Genomic DNA, 16,458 nt, shown 5'->3' with positions numbered 1-16,458 from the left:
GTTCGTGCCGTTCCTGGACTACTGCCGGCAGCGGTTGGCGGACGACCCGCATCTGTGGTCGACGATGTTGTTCGACGAGGTCGTCGAACTCGGTTACCAGGGCGGGTATTCGACGTTCACCCGCGCTCTGCGGCGTCATCGGGCGCGTCCTCATTGCGAGCCCTGCAAGGCGGTGAACGGTCGCGACGTCGCGGTGATCGAGCGCCCACCGGGCGAGGAGATCCAGTTCGACTGGCTCGAGTTGCCCGACCCGCCCGAGCGGTGGGGAGTGGGCGCGAATGCCCACCTGTTGGTCGGGGCGCTCGCGCATTCGGGCAGGTGGCGGGCGGTTCTGGCGGAGTCCGAGGACTTCCCCCATCTGGTCCAGGCCCCCGACCAGGTGGTACGCAAGCTGGGCGGGACCGCACGGCGGTGGCGCTTCGACCGGATGAGCACCGTCTGCCATCCCGCGACCGGCCGGGTCCTGCCCGCGTCTGCCGCAGTCGCCAAGTTCTACGGCGTCGGCGTCGACATCTGCCCGTCCCGCCGGGGCAACCGCAAGGGTGCCGTCGAGAAGGTCAACCACTCGGCCGCGCAACGTTGGTGGCGAACGGTTCCCGACGAACTCACGGTCGAGCAGGCCCAATCCGGCGTCGACAAGCTCGCCTCGCAGATGGACGAACGCCGCCGAAGGGTCGCCGGGGCGAGTACCACCGTCGGCGAACTCGCCCACACCGAGAGCCTGTTGGGGCTTCCGGGCCGGCCGTTCCCGGCCGAGTTGGAGGTCGAGCGGACGGTCAGTCCGCAGGGCATGGTGCCCTTCGAGGGCAACTTCTCCTCGGTTCCCCCGGGTCTGCCCGGGGCCCGGGTGCTGGTGTTGCACCGGCTCGGCGATGACTACCTCCACATCGCCACGGCCGGCCGGGCCGTGGTCGCCCGTCATCACCGCGCCCCGCGCGGAGCGGGCCGGAGCGTCCGTGACGCCGGCCACGTGATCGCCCTGGAACGCGTGGTGTTGGAGTCGTTCACCGACCGCGCGCCCTGTCGGACCAAGGTCCGGCGCCCGCTCACCCCGGCCGCCCTGGAGGAGGCCGAGCGCCTGCGGGGCGCGAGCTCCCGGTCGAGTTCGGCCGAGCGCGTGGTGATCGACATGTCCGCCTATGCCGCCGTGGCCGACCGGCTGCGGTCCGCCCCCGAACCAAGGAGAACCACTCGTCCTCGGGTGACGCTCCCGGAGTCGGAGCTTCGAGGGTCTGCCCGGTCTGCCGCACCGGCTTCTCCGCCGAGACTCCCTCCGGCCGGCAGGTCTACTGTTCCCCGACCTGCCGCAACACCGCCCAGACTCTGCGGCCCGGCCCGAGCAGGAACTGCGCGGTCCGCGAGCAGGGCTTCGAGGCAAAGGGAAGCGGGCGCTACTGCTCGCACGAGTGCCGCGTTCGGTCGCGAAAGACACCGGCCGCCCTGGACACGCGCAGATGCCCCGTCTGCGACGAAGACTTCTCGGTCGAGAGATCGGTTCGCCAGGTCTACTGCGACGCCGCATGCCGCCTGGAGGCCGGCAGGCGTCGCGACCAGGCTCGAGAGGCGGACCGGACCCGTCGGCTCGGCGAAACGCAACGGCCCCGGAAACGACATCCAGACTCCCCAGCCCGTGCCGAGGATGGATCTTCCTCCGCCGACGACTCCCACGACCCGCTCGCTCACCTCACGACAACAGACCCCCGCCAGGGACCCCTTGGAGCCGGCCGCGACGCGCAACTGCCCGCACTGCGATCAGCCGATCACCATCGTGGCCCTGCCGGCGACTCCGGAAGCGGCACGGCCCACCATCCACAACCGCGGACCCGACGTCCCGCTGCGAAGAGTCCCATGACCAGCTGACCATCCGGCTCACCCTCAGGCCCCGCCGACCTTCGGCGGGGCCTGACGCGCTCTTCGCTCCCCACATTCCCCACTTCATGGGCATGTCGCCGAACCGGTGCAGGCGCCCGTCCGGCGTCCGGGGGCCCGCCGACCGGCCCGATGCCGGGGCGTCGGCGGGAGTGGTGGGTCGCCGCCGGACGCCGGCACGCGACCGTCACGGCTTCGAGGTCGCCGGCGGGGTGGAGGGGTGGTGCGCACCGGGCGAATACGGGGCGTCGCGCTTGTCCTTCGAGGATGGACGATGGCCGGGCCTGGGTTCGAGTTCACAGGGGCCCACCGGCCCGCTCGCCAGGGCGTAGGTGCCGGTCGATCCGCCGCTCCCTTCGGCTGCTTCTTTGATCCCTTCGGTGAGCACCAGAGTGGTGCCCGGCGGGATCAGGCCGGGGACCAGTTCGTGCCAGCCCTGGACGAGGTGGGCGATCTCGGCATCGTCGAGCCGGTCGCCGTTCTTCGGCCGGGCCTCCTCCCAGTGGAAGATCGCGGTGAGGTCGTGGCCCGACATCTCGTACTCCCGAAAGCGCGGCTCCCGGCACTGCTTGTCCACCGGCACGTAGTCCACGACCACCGGGACGCCCAACTCCCGGAGCCGCTGTTCGAGCGCCTTGGGGTTGCGGAATTCGATCACCCGGAAAAGGACCCGCCCGTCGTCCTTCCTGATCACCTTGAACGGCTGGGCCCCGGCCGAGGAGCCGTCGGCGAGGAGCGGGACACCGCCGATCGCAATGCCGGCCGCGACCAGCACCGAGGCGGCCAGGCCGAACAGCGCGCGCCGGTCACGCCCGGACCGCCGGCGCGGCCGCTCGACCTCGGCCGGCACGTCACCCGTGGCGGCGAACTTGCGCAACTCGTCCAGCAGTCGATCCTCGAAGGTGCTCATGCCTTCGCCTCCGCTCGCAAAGCCGTCCCGGGGGTGTCCCGGGGATATGTCGGGGGTCGGGGGCGCCCGGCGCCCGGGCCACCGGAAGGCATCGGTGCGGTCGACTCCGGGTCCGTGTGCAGTTCCCGCGTCAGTCGCCGCCGGGCCCGATGCAACCGCACCCGGGCCGACACCCGCCGGATGCCGAGCGCCGCCGCCGCCTCGGCCACGTCCAGCCCGTCGACGCCGACCAGTTCGAGCACCGCGCGATCGGCCTCGGACAGCCGCTCGATCGCCTGGTACATCCGTCGGGCGGCCGCCTCGGCGTCCAGCCGCTCCTCGATCCGCACCAGGTCGTCGGCGTCGAGCAGTCGCCGGCCGGCTATCCGCTGCGACGCGTCCACCTCGCGGGCGGCCCGCCGCCGCTCGCTCGCCATCACGTTGCGGGCCACTCCGTACAACCAGGCCCGCTCACCACCGGGACCGCCGCGGTAGGCCGCCGCCGAGTCCAGCGCAGCGAGGAACACCTCCGCGGTCAGGTCGGCGGCCACGTGTGGATCGCCGACCCGGCGGGCCACGAACCGATTCACCGCGTCGATGTTTCTCCGATAGAACGCCTCCAGCAGGGCCGGGTCGCGCGCGATCCCGGTCACCTCCCGAGTGGTGGGCCCGTCCAAGTCGTACTCCTCGGTCCGATGAACGCCGTCATCGGTTTGTGGGCGGCGGGCCCACGGATGTTGCGGGCCACGCGAAGATTTCCGGGATCCGTTGCCGATTCGACCGGGGCCGCCTCCTCCGGGACGGGCGAGGAAAGCCTCGACGAACCCGACGAGAGTCCCGACGAGTCACCATCCCCGGGAGCGGACTCCGGCGACGACGATCCCGACTCCCCCGCGCCGCCGTACACAACCCACCCCACCACCACGCTGCTCCGCCACAGATGGTGTGGTCCGTGCATGATCAGGCGTGGGAGGACGGCCTGGCCATAGCGCGTGCATACGCGCGCGAGCACGCCACGCCGGCCGCGCCGATCGATGCCGTGGTCGACGGCCGATCGGGAAATGGCTGGAGAACAGGCGCGCCCAGGACCGGCGCGGCGCGCTGTCCGCCCGGCGCGGCGCGGCGCTGGACGCCCTGGTCGACGGCGAGGCGTGGCACCCGACGCAGTGGCCGGTGGCGTGGCAACGGCACGCCGCCCACGCCGCCGACTACCCGACCGAGCAGGCCGGGCAGGCCGAGGGAGGCGCGGGGGCACGGTTGGACGACGTCGGCCTGGACGTCGTCCACTGCGGCACCGGGATCGGCCGGTGGGTCGCCCGACAACGCTCCGGGTGGGACCGGCTCAACGAGGCGCAGCGCGAGCGGCTGCTCGCCCTCGGGCTCACCCCGCCCACGCCGGTCGACACCGCGGCGACCGGGGCCGACGCCGGGGAGGCGGCGGTACCCATGTCGGACGGGCCCCGGCCGAAACGCACGCGCGAGCAGGCGTGGACGATCGCGCTCGGCGCGGCAGCGGCCTACCGAGCCCGGGTCGGACACCTCAAGGTCCCGCGCGCCCACGTGAAGACCGTGACCGCGTTCGACGGGTGGCCGGAGGACGTACGGCTGGGGTGTGGGTGACCACCACCAGAAGCCGGAAGGCGAAACTCCCGGCCGAGCGGATCGCAGCACTCGACGCATTGGGCATGCGCTGGTGACGGTGTGAGGTTCGTGCGAGGTCGGGTGCGTGTGGGGTTCGAGGCGTCGACCGGAGACCGGTCGACACCCCGGGCCTGTCCAGGCTTCGATCACGCGGCGCCGGGTCCCGGAACACCGAGCCGCGCTGCCGCGGCACGCGGCCCGATCTTCTGCCCGGACACAAGAGGATCCATGGGGATTCCCGCGATATATCCGGCATTCCAGCCGAACCACGGAACCGCAGGTCACCACGCCGCAGGTCCCCGACCGGAACCGGACACCCCACGATCCGGGCAGGTCAAACGACACTGTGGGGAAAACACGGATCCGTCCAGCCGAACCCCGGGACCACAGCCCGGACCCACAAAGAAACCCGAGAACTCACACCGGGCGGTGGGGGGCCGGGTCAGCCATTGTGGGCCATCGAGAACAGTGCCCGCGCGGGCTCGGCCCATCGCCGAGCGAGGGACCCTCAGCCTCTCAAGCGCTCCAGGAAGCGCTGACGCCACCACCCACACACGCCCCACGGGCTTGGCAGCATGAGGTGCGGGCTGAGGGGGACAGTCCGGCGGTCGAACTCGGCATCGAGCCGGCCGATGAGCCGGCCAAGGTCCTCTCGAGCCCCGCGGGGAAGCCACAGCAGCACGTCCTCCAAGCGGTCTCGCGCCGCCAGGGGATCACAGCACTCGCAGGCCATCACCGGGTCCGGCAGCACACGCCCCGGCTGATTCAGATACGACCGGCACTCGGCCAGGGCAGCAGCCACAGCCCCCGGCCACAGCAGGCCCTCTTCCAACTTCCGGATCGCTACGCGAGTCGCCGCAGACACACCACGGATCCGGCGAACCGGAATAACTCTTCCGGGCCGCCACCGCTCTGCGCGCAGCCCCTTCGGACGCCTACGCGGCATCGGCCTTTCGGATCAGCATGCCGTCATCCTGCCACGGACGGACCCACCTTGGCACGTGATCAACGAGAGCCCGAACCACTTCAGGTGCTCTTACTTCTCAACAACATTCGTGCCCTCTCCGGACGACGAGTGATGCCGGGACCCGCCGACAAGTGCTCTCGCTTGAGACCTACGCAGCCAGGCGGGCCTCCTCCGAGGCCCGGTCGGCCGCGTGGTCGGGGCGGGCGCGACACTGCCCGGGTGAACCGCCGACGCCTGGGCAACGGGCCCACCACCACACCGACCGCCGACCCGACCCCACAGGACGAGACGGGACGGCTCACCGCCGCCGCCCGCGCCACCGACACCACCGGCACCGAACCGGAACCGAGCCCGCGCCGACGCCTGGGCCCGGGCACCCGGACCGACACCCCGCCGCGCCCCGGACACGCACACGGAACGTGACCGGCATGCACCGGACATGAACCGGGCCCGGGTCGGTGAGGGTGCGGGTCCGCGCGCCGGCGTCGGCCCCCGGCCGGCCCCGCCGCCGGCCCTGGACCGGGCCCGCAGCGGGGCCCTGCCCAGGGAATATCCGGTTCGGATGGGTATGGCCTCGACCGCCCCTTGTCCCGATGATTCGTCCTGATGCGTTCCCGCCGGGCCGGCCGGGGCCGGATACGGCCGGGCGCTGCGTTACCGCCGGGCGGGCCCGGGGCCGTCGCCGGAGCGGTTCGTCGCGCGGTCCGCCGCCGACCGGGCACGCGGTGCCCAGCCGGTCCTCGCGGACCTGCCGTCGGGGTGCCTCGCGGCCGAGGACCGGACCCGGGACGCGTCCCGCGGTGTCGGTGTCCGTCCGCCGGACCGGCCGTGGCCGTGCCCGCCGCCCTTGCGCCCGCCGTGGCCGCCGCCGCCCCTGCCGGTCATGGCGATCACCTCCTACCACCATCCCACGACCGGCCCGCACCTCGGCCCGAGGGGGACACGTCCCCGACGTCAAGCCGTCTCCGGAGGCGATCGCCGAGGTGACCAGCCTGCTCGCGCCCGGCAACAGCAGGCGCTGAAACCGCTCAGACTGTCCAGGAGTCGTACTCGCTCGGGCACCTGTGGCTCACCGGAGCACGACCGTGACGCCGCACCGTTCGAGAAGCCGCACGATGTCCTCGAAGTAGGAGAGCCCGTCCTCCGGATCCTCCACCACATCCGCCAGTGCGCGGCGCGCGATCTCGGAGTCGTGCCAGGTCAAGGTGAAGGGAGGGGCCACTCCGAATCCACCGCCGAGGCAGTCCTTGAACGCGTTCCACTCCCGGCCGAAGTAGCGACCGGGCCCGAGCAGGGCCTCGGCGATCGCGCAGTGCAGCCCGGGAACGTCCGTGACGAATCGGCCGTCGAGATGGTGCTCACCGCCGGACCGATCCGGACGGGGCACGGGCACCCGCCAGGCACGAGTGGTGAGGTCCAGCCACGCGGCCCTGCCCTGCGAGTCGTACGGCGCCCACAGGTTGGGCGCGGTAGGCGAGCCCTGGTACCAGTGCGCCCAGATCGGGCGGGCTGCCGGAGACGGCCGATCGTCGCCACCATCGGTGAGGGTGATGTCGACGAGAGTGCCGCCGAGCACGGACGGTCGCGCTCCGGTGATGGCCAGGCCCACGGCGCGGGAAGCCATCACGGCACCATGACGATCCAGAACCAGGAGGTAGGCCCAGTCCCGTTCCGACCGACGGGGTCGGCGTAGCGCCGCGAGCAGGGGCTCCGCAGGCTCGCAGCCGATCAGCTCCATCGGAACGGGGGCCGGGTCCACTCGCGCCTTGAACAGGCCGTCCACGCCGGAGCACCGGCCTGCACTTGCCGCAGCAACCGTCGTTCCCGCGAAAAGCTCGAAGTACGGCGTCGCAGGCATTTCGAAGAAGCTTTCCTCGTTGCCGACGCCGGCGCCGAGCACGATGTCGTACCGTTCCGGATCAGCCGAGTGGGGCTGCTGGGCCACCACGACCGCATCGACGAGAGTCCACCACTGGACGGGCTTCTCGTCGTCCCAAACCTCGACGCACACATCACCCAGACCCCGTAGCCAGACGCCGGGCTCGGCCAAGACCTCGCTCAGGAGACCGTCGGGGAGGCACCCGCGGAGGGCGAGGACCTCCCGTGGCGGCGGGACCGGGTCGACAAAAAACCCTTCAACACCCGTGCACTTCCCCCAGAGCTGTTCCACGCCGTCTTCGTCCTCCCGAACCAGGAAGTACTTCACCGGTGTCAACGGCCTTTGAGTCCTCCCTGCTGGCGACCAGATAATCAACGCGCTGGCGGCCGATATGCCCTCCCCAACGGCGGCCGGATAATTCCCCGCTGTTGGTGGGTGGGTCAGCGCAAGGGGATCACCCCCTGGCCGGAGGTGGCCTGGTTGAGCCGGAAGGAATCACCCTGGGTGACCACGACGTGGGCGTGATGCAGGAGCCGGTCGACGGTCGCGGTGGCGAGGGTCTTGGTCATGATCTCGTCGAAGCCGGACGGGTGGAGATTGCTGCTGACCGCGAGCGCGCGTCGTTCGTAGGCGGCGTCGACCAGGCGGTAGAAGCCCTCGGCGGCGTCCGGACTGACGGGCAACAGGCCGATGTCGTCGACGATGATCAGGTCCGTGCGGATCAGACGGGACATCGCGCGGGCGAGGGAATCGTCCGCTCGGTGTCGTCGGACCAGGGCGCCCAGGTCCTCGATGGTGAACCAGGCGACCGTCATGCCGGCCTCGATCGCGGCCTGCCCGAGGGCCTCGGTGAAGTGTGACTTCCCGGTTCCCGAAGGCCCGCAGATGCAGAGGTTCTCCTTGCGGGTGACCCATTCGAGCATCTTCAGCGAGTCCTGGGTCGGCCGCGGGATCGAGGACGCGGTCTCGTCCCAGTCGCCGAACGTCTTCCCGGCCGGGAACCCGGCCCGCTTTCGCCGGGTCCGCAGGTTGGCCGCGTCGCGGCCGGCGGCTTCCTCGGCGAGCAGGACCCGGACGACCTCGGCGGGGTCCCAGCGTTGGGCCTTCGCGGTGGGGATGAGATCGGTCAACGCCCGCCGCATGTGCGGGAGTTTCAGCCGCTTGGTGAGCTCGATGGCCTCGGACAGAGGGTTGCCGTGGGCGCCGGTGACGCGGATCGGGGTGGCCATCAGTTCTTGTCCTTCTCGTCGGCGAGGCCGAAGTTGGACCAGGCGGAGGTGCCCGGCTGCAGGCTGTGTACTTCCGAGGCCCGGGTCGGTTCGATGCTTTCCAGGCCGGCTTGGTAGGTGAGGATGCGGATCAGGTCGTTCTCGGCGAACCGGCCGGCGATCGCCGCGGAGCCGAGCGCCCGGTCGACGTCGGCGGCCGAGTGGAGCTTGGCCAGTGCGACGGCCTCGGCGATCTTCGACTTGACCCGCCGGGCGCCCGCGGCTCCGGCTTCGACCAGCCAGGACGCCGCCCCCGGCCCGAGCGCCAGGAAAGCGGCCTCCTCGGCGGAATTCGCCCGCGGGGTCCGGTCGTTCTCCTTGTGCTCCCGGGGCGGGTAGTGCTCGTCGACGATCACCGGGCTGCCCGGGATGGACCGATTGTGACGGGCGACCTCGGCCGGACCTGCCTCGCCGACCGAGGTGACGATGAGTTCGTCGCCGTGGAAACGGGCCCAGACGCGGGTGTCGATCAGCTCGTGCGGAACCGAGTAGCGCACGCCCTCGACGGAGATGGTGGCGTCCCAGCAGACCCGGCGGGTGGTGCCGAACGCGACGGTGAACGGTTCCTTGGGCAACGGGTGCAGCCGGACCTGTTCCTCCACCAGCATCTCGGCGGGCCTGCGGCGGGTCTCGCGGTGGACGCGACCGTTGACGTCGTCGCAGAACTGGCGGCAGGCCACCTCGAGTTGACCGAACGTCGCGTACTGATCGAGCAGGTTCGCGTCGGTGGGCACCAGGTCGGCCTTCGCGATCCGCACGGTCGCCTCGGATCCGCCCTTGGACTCGGGATCGGCGGGCAGGCAGGTGCGGATCGTCATGCCGTAGTGCCGTCCGACCTCGACGATCTCGGGGTTGCGGACCGCGATGTTCGCGATGTGGGTGGCGGTGACGGTCTTCTCGTTGTCGGTCAGACCGTAGGTGGGAACCCCGCCGATCCGCCGCAACGTCGCGTCCAGGCAGGCCACGATCGTGGGCAGCGTCTTGTCGAACACCGGGATCACGACCCGGAACCGCGACCAGGACAACCACACGCACCACAGGGAAGTACGACGTCCGCCGATCCTCGGACCCTCCCCCCAGTCCCATTGCAGCCACAGTCCCGGCTCGACGATCCACGGCCGATAGACCCTGCGCTGTCCGGCCCGCAGAGCGGCCTTGGCCTCCGCGACCGCGCGGCGGGTGGTGCGTTCCCCGCCGGTGAAGCCCATCGCGGTGATCCGGCGGTGCACGACGTCGGCACGTATCCTGCCGCGCGAGTTGACCACCAACTCCTCGATCTTGCCCAGGTATTCGTCGATCGGACGAGCCCGGTGGGCGCGAGCCACCGGACGCTCTCCGGTCTCACGCATCCGGACATACCTGGCCACGGTGTGGTGGTCGCACCCGGCCAGCTCGGCCGCCGCGCGGTAACTCCCCGTGAGGTCGTATGCCTCGAGGATTTCCATGATCTCCCTGCTGTTCTTCACACCGGTCAGCCTCGCCGACCGGCATATCCGTCCAGGTCCGGGGAGGTATCTGGCCATACATGGGGAAGATCGTGGCCATCAATGGGCCGATAAATGGCCGCCTACGGGGAGTATCCACTGACCGCTGTCAGCCGCCGTCGCGGAATGCGTCGCCGATCTCCTCTTCTACGACAAGGCGTTCGGTCAGATCCTCGTCAAGGCCACCCTGACCGGGCCGACTCCGACAGGTCGGGTTCACCCCGGGGAACGCGAGATCGCCAGTGTCATCGACGGACGTACGCCCGAAGTCGTCACGCTCGCAGCGCGGCGACGGCCTCGACGAGGCCGTCGCGCTCCAGGCGGTCGAGAACGTCCGCGGCGTTCCCGGGAGGGTTCTTCCACGAGTCCGCGATCTGTTGGACGGCGGCGAACACTCGTTGGCGATCGAGATCGATCTGCGCCAGGACGAAGTCGTCGGGGTGTGTCGCCTCGACGTTCCATTCGGCCGGAGACTCCCGGGGGAAGTCCTTGAGGTTGTGGGTGACGACCATCTGGGCCCGGGACTTGACGGCGGCCGCCAGGACGTGACGATCGTCGGGATCCGGCGGGTCCGGCACGGACTCCAGCTTCTCGTAGTTCGTGATCAGACAGTCGCGCACCGCCCGGCCCATGAGTTCACGGGTGCGATCCATCCGCTCCCGGCGCAGGTCGGGCCGGTTCTTTGCGAGGTTGTCGAAGACCTCGTCGAGAATGCGATCGGTCCACTTCGCCTGGTCCAGGCCCGCCTGCGCTATCCGGATCAGCAGGTCACGAAGGGTGCTCGGGTACAGCACGCACGCGTCGTACACCACGATGAAGGCCACGTCTCAGGTCAGCCCCGCGTCCTGGCCGAGGGTCGTGAGCTCGTCGGCGGCCTCGCGTCGCTTGCGATCGTCCTCGCGTTGGTGGTCGATCAGCGACTGCGCCCGGATTCTGCGATGGGTGCCAACCTTGCGGAACTCGATCTCGCCGGCGTCCAGGAGCCCGACAAGGAAGGGGCGCGACACGTTCAACATGTCAGCAGCCTGCTGGGTCGTGAGTTCCGCGTGGTCCGGCACGATCGACACCGCCCGCCCTGCGGCCATGTGACCGAGCAGCGACGCGAGCAGTTCCACGGCCTCGCGGGGCAGCTCGAGCGCGGCCTCGGGCTCTCCTTCGATCCCGAACCTGATCGGACCGGCGCCGGAGGCGCGCGAGAGAGAGCGTTTCACGGTCTGCAACGCCCGTGCCGCGAACCCCGCGCTCGACTCGGTCGGCGTGGACGAGCGCACCACTGTGCCGGCCATGGCAGCCACCTTCAGCGCGTCTGTTGTCACGACACATTATTCGCAATAAACGAAACAATCGCAACAACTGTCGGGGGTGGAGCGCCACGCGCCGGCTCCGCAAGCACCGCTCACCGGCATAACAGCACGACGGCAGGGATCCGTGCGATCTTGCGATCACCGGGGGTGTGCGTTCATTCTCGATCCGTCTTTTCGGCACCGGAACCGGTTGGCGGTGGATGTCTGCAGGCACTACGCGAGATTCCATTCCTCATGGGGCAGTGAGTGCCGGGGGTCGCGCCATTCGTGCAGTCATGCAACAAGATCCACCCATCGAGGGCCCGCCAGGAGAGTGTCTCCCGCAGATTGATCACGACTCGATACGCGCCCTGGTGCCGAGTTCCGCCTTGGGTGGGCAAGTAGTGGTCAAACAGCGCCGTTCCGGCTGCTCGGGGGCGAGGGTGGTGCCGAAGTCTCTGACGGCCCGTCAACCCGTGGACGGGACGAGGAGAAGAGGATCCGGAGACTGGCCGCGGCGCGTCACGCGCCGGCGGACTGGATCCTCCGCGCCAGGACCGTCACGCTGAGCTGGGAAGGTCTGCACGTGCCGCTGGTCGCCGCTCGGGCGGGGTGCGACGCGAAGACGGTGCGGCGGGGGCTGCACCGGCTCAACGAGCAGGGCCTGTACGGCCTGGGCGACCGGCCCGGATGCGGCCGCAAACGGCGGATCACGAGGCCGAATGGTCGCGAATCGTCGCACCGGTGAAGGGAGTTCCCTCCGGACGTCGCACGACGCAACCCCACGGGGAGTTGTGCGCCGAGGACGGCGCCGGGCCCGCCGGAGTGGGCGTTGGATTCCCTGGCCGCCGAGGCCGGGAGACCGGGCATCGTGGTGGGTCGAGGTCAGGTCCGCAAGATCTTCCTCACGAAGGGGGTGCGGTGGCGCCGCACCCCCTCGTGGGTTCGGTCGAGGGACCCGGACTTCGCGGGAAAAGGACGCAGATCGTCGAGCTCTACACCAGCCCGCCCCAAGGCGTCACGGTCGTGTGCGCCGACGAACTCGCCCTGGTGATCCCCCGCACGTTCCCGCCGGCGCCGGGCCGGTCGCCGGACGGACACCGCATCAAGAACAAACTCGACTACGGCCACGGGCCGGAGAAAACCTGGGTATACGGCGGCCTGCGGGTGGCCCCGACGACATCACCCGGGCCACGGCCCTCGCCGCATGATGGAGCCGTGGGCCCCCGCTGCTTGGTCGCCGCAGCCGGGCCCACTCCTCCTGCGGCCGCCCGGACCGGGCCGAAACCCGGCAACCGGATCCCCCCACCACGGTGGCGGCGGGCCCGGAGCCGCAGGGCGCATACCGGGTCGCGTACTCCGCTCGTGTGCGCCGGCTACCGATCACAGGCGGTGCGGTGCCACCCTGGACGGCATGCCTGTCGCAATTCGATGATCGCGCTGTCGCCGTCGTACCGCCGGCGATAGCGTGCGCGCACCAACGACCTGGGGGGCCATGCGTCCACGCACCTCTGCGGCTATCTGCGCCGCCCTGCTCACCATGACGCTCGCCGCGTGCATCGCTAAGGACACCGACAGCTCGAAAAAACGGACACCGGCGAACGTCGGCGTCACCGAACCACCCGGCTCGGCGTTGGCCGTGCCCACCGGAGTCCTGGGCAGGCCCGTCGCTCTACCGGGCAGCGACCTCGAGGTGACCACCACTCTGGAGCCGATCCCGGTGTTCAAGGGCGCTCAAGCGTCCACGCCCGACGAGCAGGTCAACGCCGACACACTGAAAGGCGTCGGCTTGCCGGTCCGAGTAAGGATCACGGTGACGAACCGCGGCTCCGCGCCGTTCGACCTGTCGAGGCTGTTCGTGCGGGACTTCGTCGGGACCACTTCGGGCAAGTCCGCGATCCACACGGTCTGGACGAACCTGCGACAGGAGAAGCTTGCCGGACTCGTGACACCGGGTTCGAACGGGACGGGGACGGATTCCTACACGGTTCCCCCAGAGGTCGCGGACGGGTTCCGCATCACGATCGCCGTGCAGCACGGGCCTCCCGGGCCTGCTGGGCCCGCGGCGCCTGTGGGGCCTGTGCCGGATGTGGTGGTAACAGGGAAGCTGGATCTCCCCAACGCGTAGCGGCGAAGTCCGATGGCTTTGTTCACCAGGGGATGTGGCGGGTGGGCGGCGCCGTGGTGGGGCCGGTGGCGTTCGGATGTCGACTGTGTACGGCGCGGCGTACCGGATGCCGGTACGGGTGGTTCGGTACGCGGCGCGGTGGGAGCGGGTGGGCGTGCGGCACGCGCGGTGGGGCCTGGACGCGGACGCCGACGGGGCTCCGGAACACCTGGGCTTGCCTGAGGTGCCGGAGGTGGTGGCGGGGCGGCGACGGTGGGCGAGTGTGGCGCGGCGGGCGGTGCGGGGTGGGGTGGGGTGGATCCCGGGGATGTGTTCGGGGTCGCGTGGGCGGTGGTGTGCCGGTGGTGGGAGTCGGCGCTGTGGTGGGAGCGGGAACAGGTGTGGCCGCGGCGGCTGCACGCGGTCGCGGGCGGGGACGCCGGGGGTGATTTCGAGTGGTGGCGCGTGGTCGGGCGGGACGCGGTGACGTTCCCGGAGGTGGTCGTGGTGGCGGACGCGCTGCTGGATCCGGGCATGGCGGAGCGGGTGTGGCGCGACGGCGGTGCCGGGCGGCCTGGGATGTTGCGGGTGGACGGGGCGTTTTGTCGTGAGCTCGGGATACGGTTCGGGCGGACGTGGTTGGGGCCGGAGATCGCGCTCGAGGACGGCGGGCCCTTGATCGCGTGGATGGGCGCCGTCATCCGCCGACGGCGTGGGAGTGGGGGCTGGAGGCGGGGTGGGGGTTGCCTGTGCGCTGGTCGGCTGGGTCCCTCGAGGGTTGGAGCCGCCGGATCCGGTGTCGGTGGCGATTCCGCGGTGGTCGGCCGGGTACCGGCATCCCCGTGACGGGACCGCCCAGGGTTGATGGCGTCGGTGTTCGGGGCGTTCGCGCGGCCTCGGCCGCCGGTCGAGGGCACCGAAGCGGTCGGCGGCCCGGGAGGGGCGAGCGTCTGGGGTGAGTGGGGTTTACCAGACGGTGACCTGCAGAATGTAGACGCGTTCGTGGCGTGGGATGACCTGGTAGACGAACATGCCGTTCGCGACCAGGGCCGTGCCGCCTTGGGGTGACATGCCGTCGTATGCCTCGCCGTGGATGTAGAGGGCTTCGGCGGCGCGGACGAGTTCGGCGGCTTTGTCCTCGATCTCGACGAGCAGGGCCGGAGGCGCGTCGGCGGTCACGTGCGCCTCGTCGGGTTCGTACTCCCATGCCCAGGTCACGTGGTGGCCTCGCGGGCCTCGGTGAGCACGGCGAGGAGTTCCGCGCGTGCGGCCTGCCAGGCGGGATCACGGCGTTGCAGGGTCTGCAGGGTCTGTTCGGCGGCGTGGCGGCGGGCGTTCAGGTCGGGGCGGCGTTCGATCTCGACCTCGCCCGCCCATACCGTCAGCCATCCCTGGATGGGTCCCAGGTGGGCGGTTTGGGCGGCGAGTTGGAAGGCCTCGTTCTTCTGGCGTTCCATCTCGGGCAGGCGGTGCGGTGCGACGCGTGCGAGGGCGACGCGCAGGGCGTCGGGGGTGCGTTCCGGGCGGGGCAGGCGTTCATCGCCGGACAGGGGTGTGGTGGGCTCGCTCATGCTGCGTCGTCCTCTCGGTGGGTGCGGGGTATGTGGCCGGTCGCGGTCAGTGTGGTGGTCAGGTGTCCGTCGACGTAGCCGCCGAGCAGGAGTTCGCACAGGACGGGCATCGACTTCACGCCCGTCGCGGCGCGGTGGTGGTCGGCGCGCGACCACGCTGTTTGCGACAGCGGGCCGGTGCGGCAGCCCGTTCGGGCGGTGCCGTCGCGGGTGGGGCCCAGGGTCCTGCCCGGGGGCGGGGAGATCGTCACCCGCCCGTCGGCGTAGGCGTGCAGGAGGGCCTCGAGAACCGGGGTGAGGTCCAGGGCGTCGTCGGCCGCGCGGGCGCGGGCCCGCCGCCACACGGCGACGTCCATCCACACCAGACGCTCACGCGCACCGGGTGGTGTGTCGGCGGCATTCGCGTCGGGAGGTTTCGTGTCGGTCCCGTCCCGGGGACCGTTGTCGTTGTCGTGCGGCATGGTGCCCCTTTCCGTTCCGCGATACGGGCGTTCCCCCTTCCCCGGCCGACCCCCGTCGCCCGCGATCCTAGATGTGACACATCGAGCCTGCAAACCCCCGCGACACCGGCCCCGTATCCGACGGGCCCCGCCGGCACACGCCCCCTTCCCCCGTCCTCGGCTGCGGGCCATCCCACACGCAAGGCCGACCGAATCGCACACGACACCCGTCGGCCCCGGCGTCCCCGGCCGGGAGGGAAGGGACACGGCGGACAGCGCTGCCCCCGGAAATCGGTTCACCGACGGCAGCGGGCCAAGCCGGCGGACGATGCCCCGGGGGGCAGGGGGTACGACGGTGGGACAACGACGCGCGAGCCAGCCGAGGAATTGCCGGCGTCGAGCTTCGAAACCGTGCCGCGGACGACCACGCGGCGCATGCGCGGCCGGTATCGGCGGCAGGATTGTGATGCCTGGTCGACCACCGCACGACGCGTGCTTCCGGCGGGGTGGGGCGGACCGACGAGCGGGTGGTGGCCGCGATCACGGATGTGGTCCTTGGGCAGCGGGGGCGTTCCAAGGGGACTGTCAAGGGCTTGATGCCGTTGGTCACGCAACTCTTCGAGGATCGCCACGCAGTCCCGAGTGGTGGACCTGCTCGACGAGTTGCGCCGGGACATGGGCCTGACCCTGGTCTTCATCGCGCACGACCTGGCAGTGGTACGCCGGGTCAGCGACGGCGTCGCGGTGATGAGCGCCGGGCGCATCGTCGCGCAGGGCACCGTGGACGAGGTCTACGACACCACGGCACCCGTACACCAGGGCCCTGTTGTCGGCGGTGCCCCGCATCGCCCGAGGCTCGACGCCGGCCTCGTCCGCGACCCTCGGCCCGCCCTGAACGGAACCGACCGGCGACGCCGACGCCGATGGAGGGGCGCGCGCGAAGCCAGTCGGCTCAGGTATCGAGTTGGGGTGCCCTTGATCTTCCGGACAGTCACCCACGTAGGGTTATAGGGAACCGGAAAGAGAAAGCACGTGCCATCCAGATATACACAGCAGTTCA

General features: G+C 70.8%; 16 protein-coding genes and 1 pseudogene. 7 read left to right on the top strand and 10 right to left on the bottom strand.

Features of this window, described 5'->3' with window-relative positions; genetic code table 11:
* Nucleotides 1–4: 4 nt before the first annotated feature.
* Nucleotides 5–1,852, top strand: coding sequence for a Mu transposase domain-containing protein (locus tag ABIA38_RS44245; RefSeq protein ID WP_424644720.1), 1,848 nt, complete (start codon nt 5–7; stop codon nt 1,850–1,852).
* A 204-nt stretch (nt 1,853–2,056) separates the two neighbouring features.
* On the opposite strand, the gene ABIA38_RS44240 is transcribed toward ABIA38_RS44245, so the two are convergent.
* Together ABIA38_RS44240 and ABIA38_RS44235 are read right to left on the bottom strand one after the other, a co-directional pair.
* Nucleotides 2,057–2,779 (bottom strand): hypothetical protein, encoded by a 723-nt coding sequence (locus ABIA38_RS44240; protein WP_424644719.1) that lies wholly within the window; start codon nt 2,777–2,779, stop codon nt 2,057–2,059.
* Nucleotides 2,776–3,435, bottom strand: coding sequence for an RNA polymerase sigma factor (locus ABIA38_RS44235; protein WP_424644718.1), 660 nt, complete (start codon nt 3,433–3,435; stop codon nt 2,776–2,778). Before ABIA38_RS44235 ends, ABIA38_RS44240 begins: the two co-directional genes overlap by 4 nt.
* Nucleotides 3,436–3,724: 289 nt before the next feature.
* On the opposite strand from ABIA38_RS44235, the gene ABIA38_RS44230 reads away from it, so the two are divergent.
* Together ABIA38_RS44230 and ABIA38_RS44225 are read left to right on the top strand one after the other, a co-directional pair.
* Nucleotides 3,725–4,378 carry a helicase associated domain-containing protein gene (locus ABIA38_RS44230; protein WP_424644717.1) on the top strand — a complete coding sequence of 218 codons (654 nt, stop codon included), beginning with the start codon at nt 3,725–3,727 and terminating at the stop codon, nt 4,376–4,378.
* Nucleotides 4,379–5,585: 1,207 nt separating this feature from the next.
* Nucleotides 5,586–5,789 (top strand): hypothetical protein, encoded by a 204-nt coding sequence (locus ABIA38_RS44225; RefSeq protein ID WP_424644716.1) that lies wholly within the window; start codon nt 5,586–5,588, stop codon nt 5,787–5,789.
* A 646-nt stretch (nt 5,790–6,435) separates the two neighbouring features.
* Here the strand turns inward: ABIA38_RS44225 and ABIA38_RS44220 are convergent.
* From ABIA38_RS44220 to ABIA38_RS44200, 5 genes are all read right to left on the bottom strand, one after another.
* Nucleotides 6,436–7,416 (bottom strand): barstar family protein, encoded by a 981-nt coding sequence (locus ABIA38_RS44220; protein WP_424644715.1) that lies wholly within the window; start codon nt 7,414–7,416, stop codon nt 6,436–6,438.
* Between the two features lie 269 nt (nt 7,417–7,685).
* Nucleotides 7,686–8,474: an IS21-like element helper ATPase IstB gene (gene istB, locus ABIA38_RS44215; RefSeq protein WP_424644714.1), complete on the bottom strand. Its 789-nt coding sequence runs from the start codon at nt 8,472–8,474 to the stop codon at nt 7,686–7,688.
* Nucleotides 8,474–9,979 (bottom strand): IS21 family transposase, encoded by a 1,506-nt coding sequence (gene istA / locus ABIA38_RS44210; protein WP_424644713.1) that lies wholly within the window; start codon nt 9,977–9,979, stop codon nt 8,474–8,476. Before istA ends, istB begins: the two co-directional genes overlap by 1 nt.
* A gap of 290 nt (nt 9,980–10,269) precedes the next feature.
* Complete coding sequence (locus ABIA38_RS44205) at nt 10,270–10,821, bottom strand: PIN domain-containing protein (RefSeq protein WP_424644712.1); 552 nt, start codon at nt 10,819–10,821, stop codon at nt 10,270–10,272.
* 3 nt (nt 10,822–10,824) lie between these two features.
* Complete coding sequence (locus tag ABIA38_RS44200) at nt 10,825–11,283, bottom strand: helix-turn-helix domain-containing protein (RefSeq protein WP_424644711.1); 459 nt, start codon at nt 11,281–11,283, stop codon at nt 10,825–10,827.
* A 583-nt stretch (nt 11,284–11,866) separates the two neighbouring features.
* On the opposite strand from ABIA38_RS44200, the gene ABIA38_RS44195 reads away from it, so the two are divergent.
* The 3 genes from ABIA38_RS44195 (at nt 11,867) to ABIA38_RS44185 (ending at nt 14,233) form a co-directional block, all read left to right on the top strand.
* Nucleotides 11,867–12,028, top strand: coding sequence for a hypothetical protein (locus tag ABIA38_RS44195; protein WP_424644710.1), 162 nt, complete (start codon nt 11,867–11,869; stop codon nt 12,026–12,028).
* A gap of 792 nt (nt 12,029–12,820) precedes the next feature.
* Nucleotides 12,821–13,408 (top strand): hypothetical protein, encoded by a 588-nt coding sequence (locus tag ABIA38_RS44190; protein WP_424644709.1) that lies wholly within the window; start codon nt 12,821–12,823, stop codon nt 13,406–13,408.
* A 294-nt stretch (nt 13,409–13,702) separates the two neighbouring features.
* Nucleotides 13,703–14,233, top strand: a complete 531-nt coding sequence (locus ABIA38_RS44185; protein ID WP_424644708.1) for a hypothetical protein — start codon at nt 13,703–13,705, stop codon at nt 14,231–14,233.
* Between the two features lie 120 nt (nt 14,234–14,353).
* Here ABIA38_RS44185 and ABIA38_RS44180 read toward each other — a convergent pair whose 3' ends face one another.
* The 3 genes from ABIA38_RS44180 to ABIA38_RS44170 are packed head-to-tail and all read right to left on the bottom strand — an operon-like array spanning nt 14,354 to nt 15,419.
* Complete coding sequence (locus tag ABIA38_RS44180; RefSeq protein WP_424644707.1) at nt 14,354–14,605, bottom strand: hypothetical protein; 252 nt, start codon at nt 14,603–14,605, stop codon at nt 14,354–14,356.
* Nucleotides 14,602–14,958, bottom strand: coding sequence for a hypothetical protein (locus tag ABIA38_RS44175; RefSeq protein WP_424644706.1), 357 nt, complete (start codon nt 14,956–14,958; stop codon nt 14,602–14,604). Before ABIA38_RS44175 ends, ABIA38_RS44180 begins: the two co-directional genes overlap by 4 nt.
* Nucleotides 14,955–15,419: a hypothetical protein gene (locus ABIA38_RS44170; protein ID WP_424644705.1), complete on the bottom strand. Its 465-nt coding sequence runs from the start codon at nt 15,417–15,419 to the stop codon at nt 14,955–14,957. The genes ABIA38_RS44175 and ABIA38_RS44170 overlap by 4 nt, the downstream gene beginning before the upstream one ends.
* 603 nt (nt 15,420–16,022) lie before the next feature.
* Here ABIA38_RS44170 and ABIA38_RS44165 point away from each other — a divergent pair.
* Nucleotides 16,023–16,293, top strand: a pseudogene (locus ABIA38_RS44165) (ABC transporter ATP-binding protein); the annotation flags it as partial.
* Nucleotides 16,294–16,458: the final 165 nt, after the last annotated feature.

The sequence above is a fragment of the Embleya sp. AB8 genome (genome assembly GCF_049739465.1).
Lineage (GTDB): Bacteria > Actinomycetota > Actinomycetes > Streptomycetales > Streptomycetaceae > Embleya.
This window is presented reverse-complemented; position numbering and strand designations above follow the sequence as displayed.

Excerpts from the sequence above, each read along its gene's own strand:
- ABIA38_RS44240 (WP_424644719.1), bottom strand. The coding sequence starts at position 2,779 with ATGAGCACCTTCGAGGATCGACTGCTGGACGAGTTGCGCAAGTTCGCC.
- istB (WP_424644714.1), bottom strand. The coding sequence starts at position 8,474 with ATGGCCACCCCGATCCGCGTCACCGGCGCCCACGGCAACCCTCTGTCC.
- ABIA38_RS44200 (WP_424644711.1), bottom strand. The coding sequence starts at position 11,283 with ATGGCCGGCACAGTGGTGCGCTCGTCCACGCCGACCGAGTCGAGCGCG.
- ABIA38_RS44190 (WP_424644709.1), top strand. The coding sequence starts at position 12,821 with ATGACGCTCGCCGCGTGCATCGCTAAGGACACCGACAGCTCGAAAAAA.
- ABIA38_RS44175 (WP_424644706.1), bottom strand. The coding sequence starts at position 14,958 with ATGAGCGAGCCCACCACACCCCTGTCCGGCGATGAACGCCTGCCCCGC.
- ABIA38_RS44170 (WP_424644705.1), bottom strand. The coding sequence starts at position 15,419 with ATGCCGCACGACAACGACAACGGTCCCCGGGACGGGACCGACACGAAA.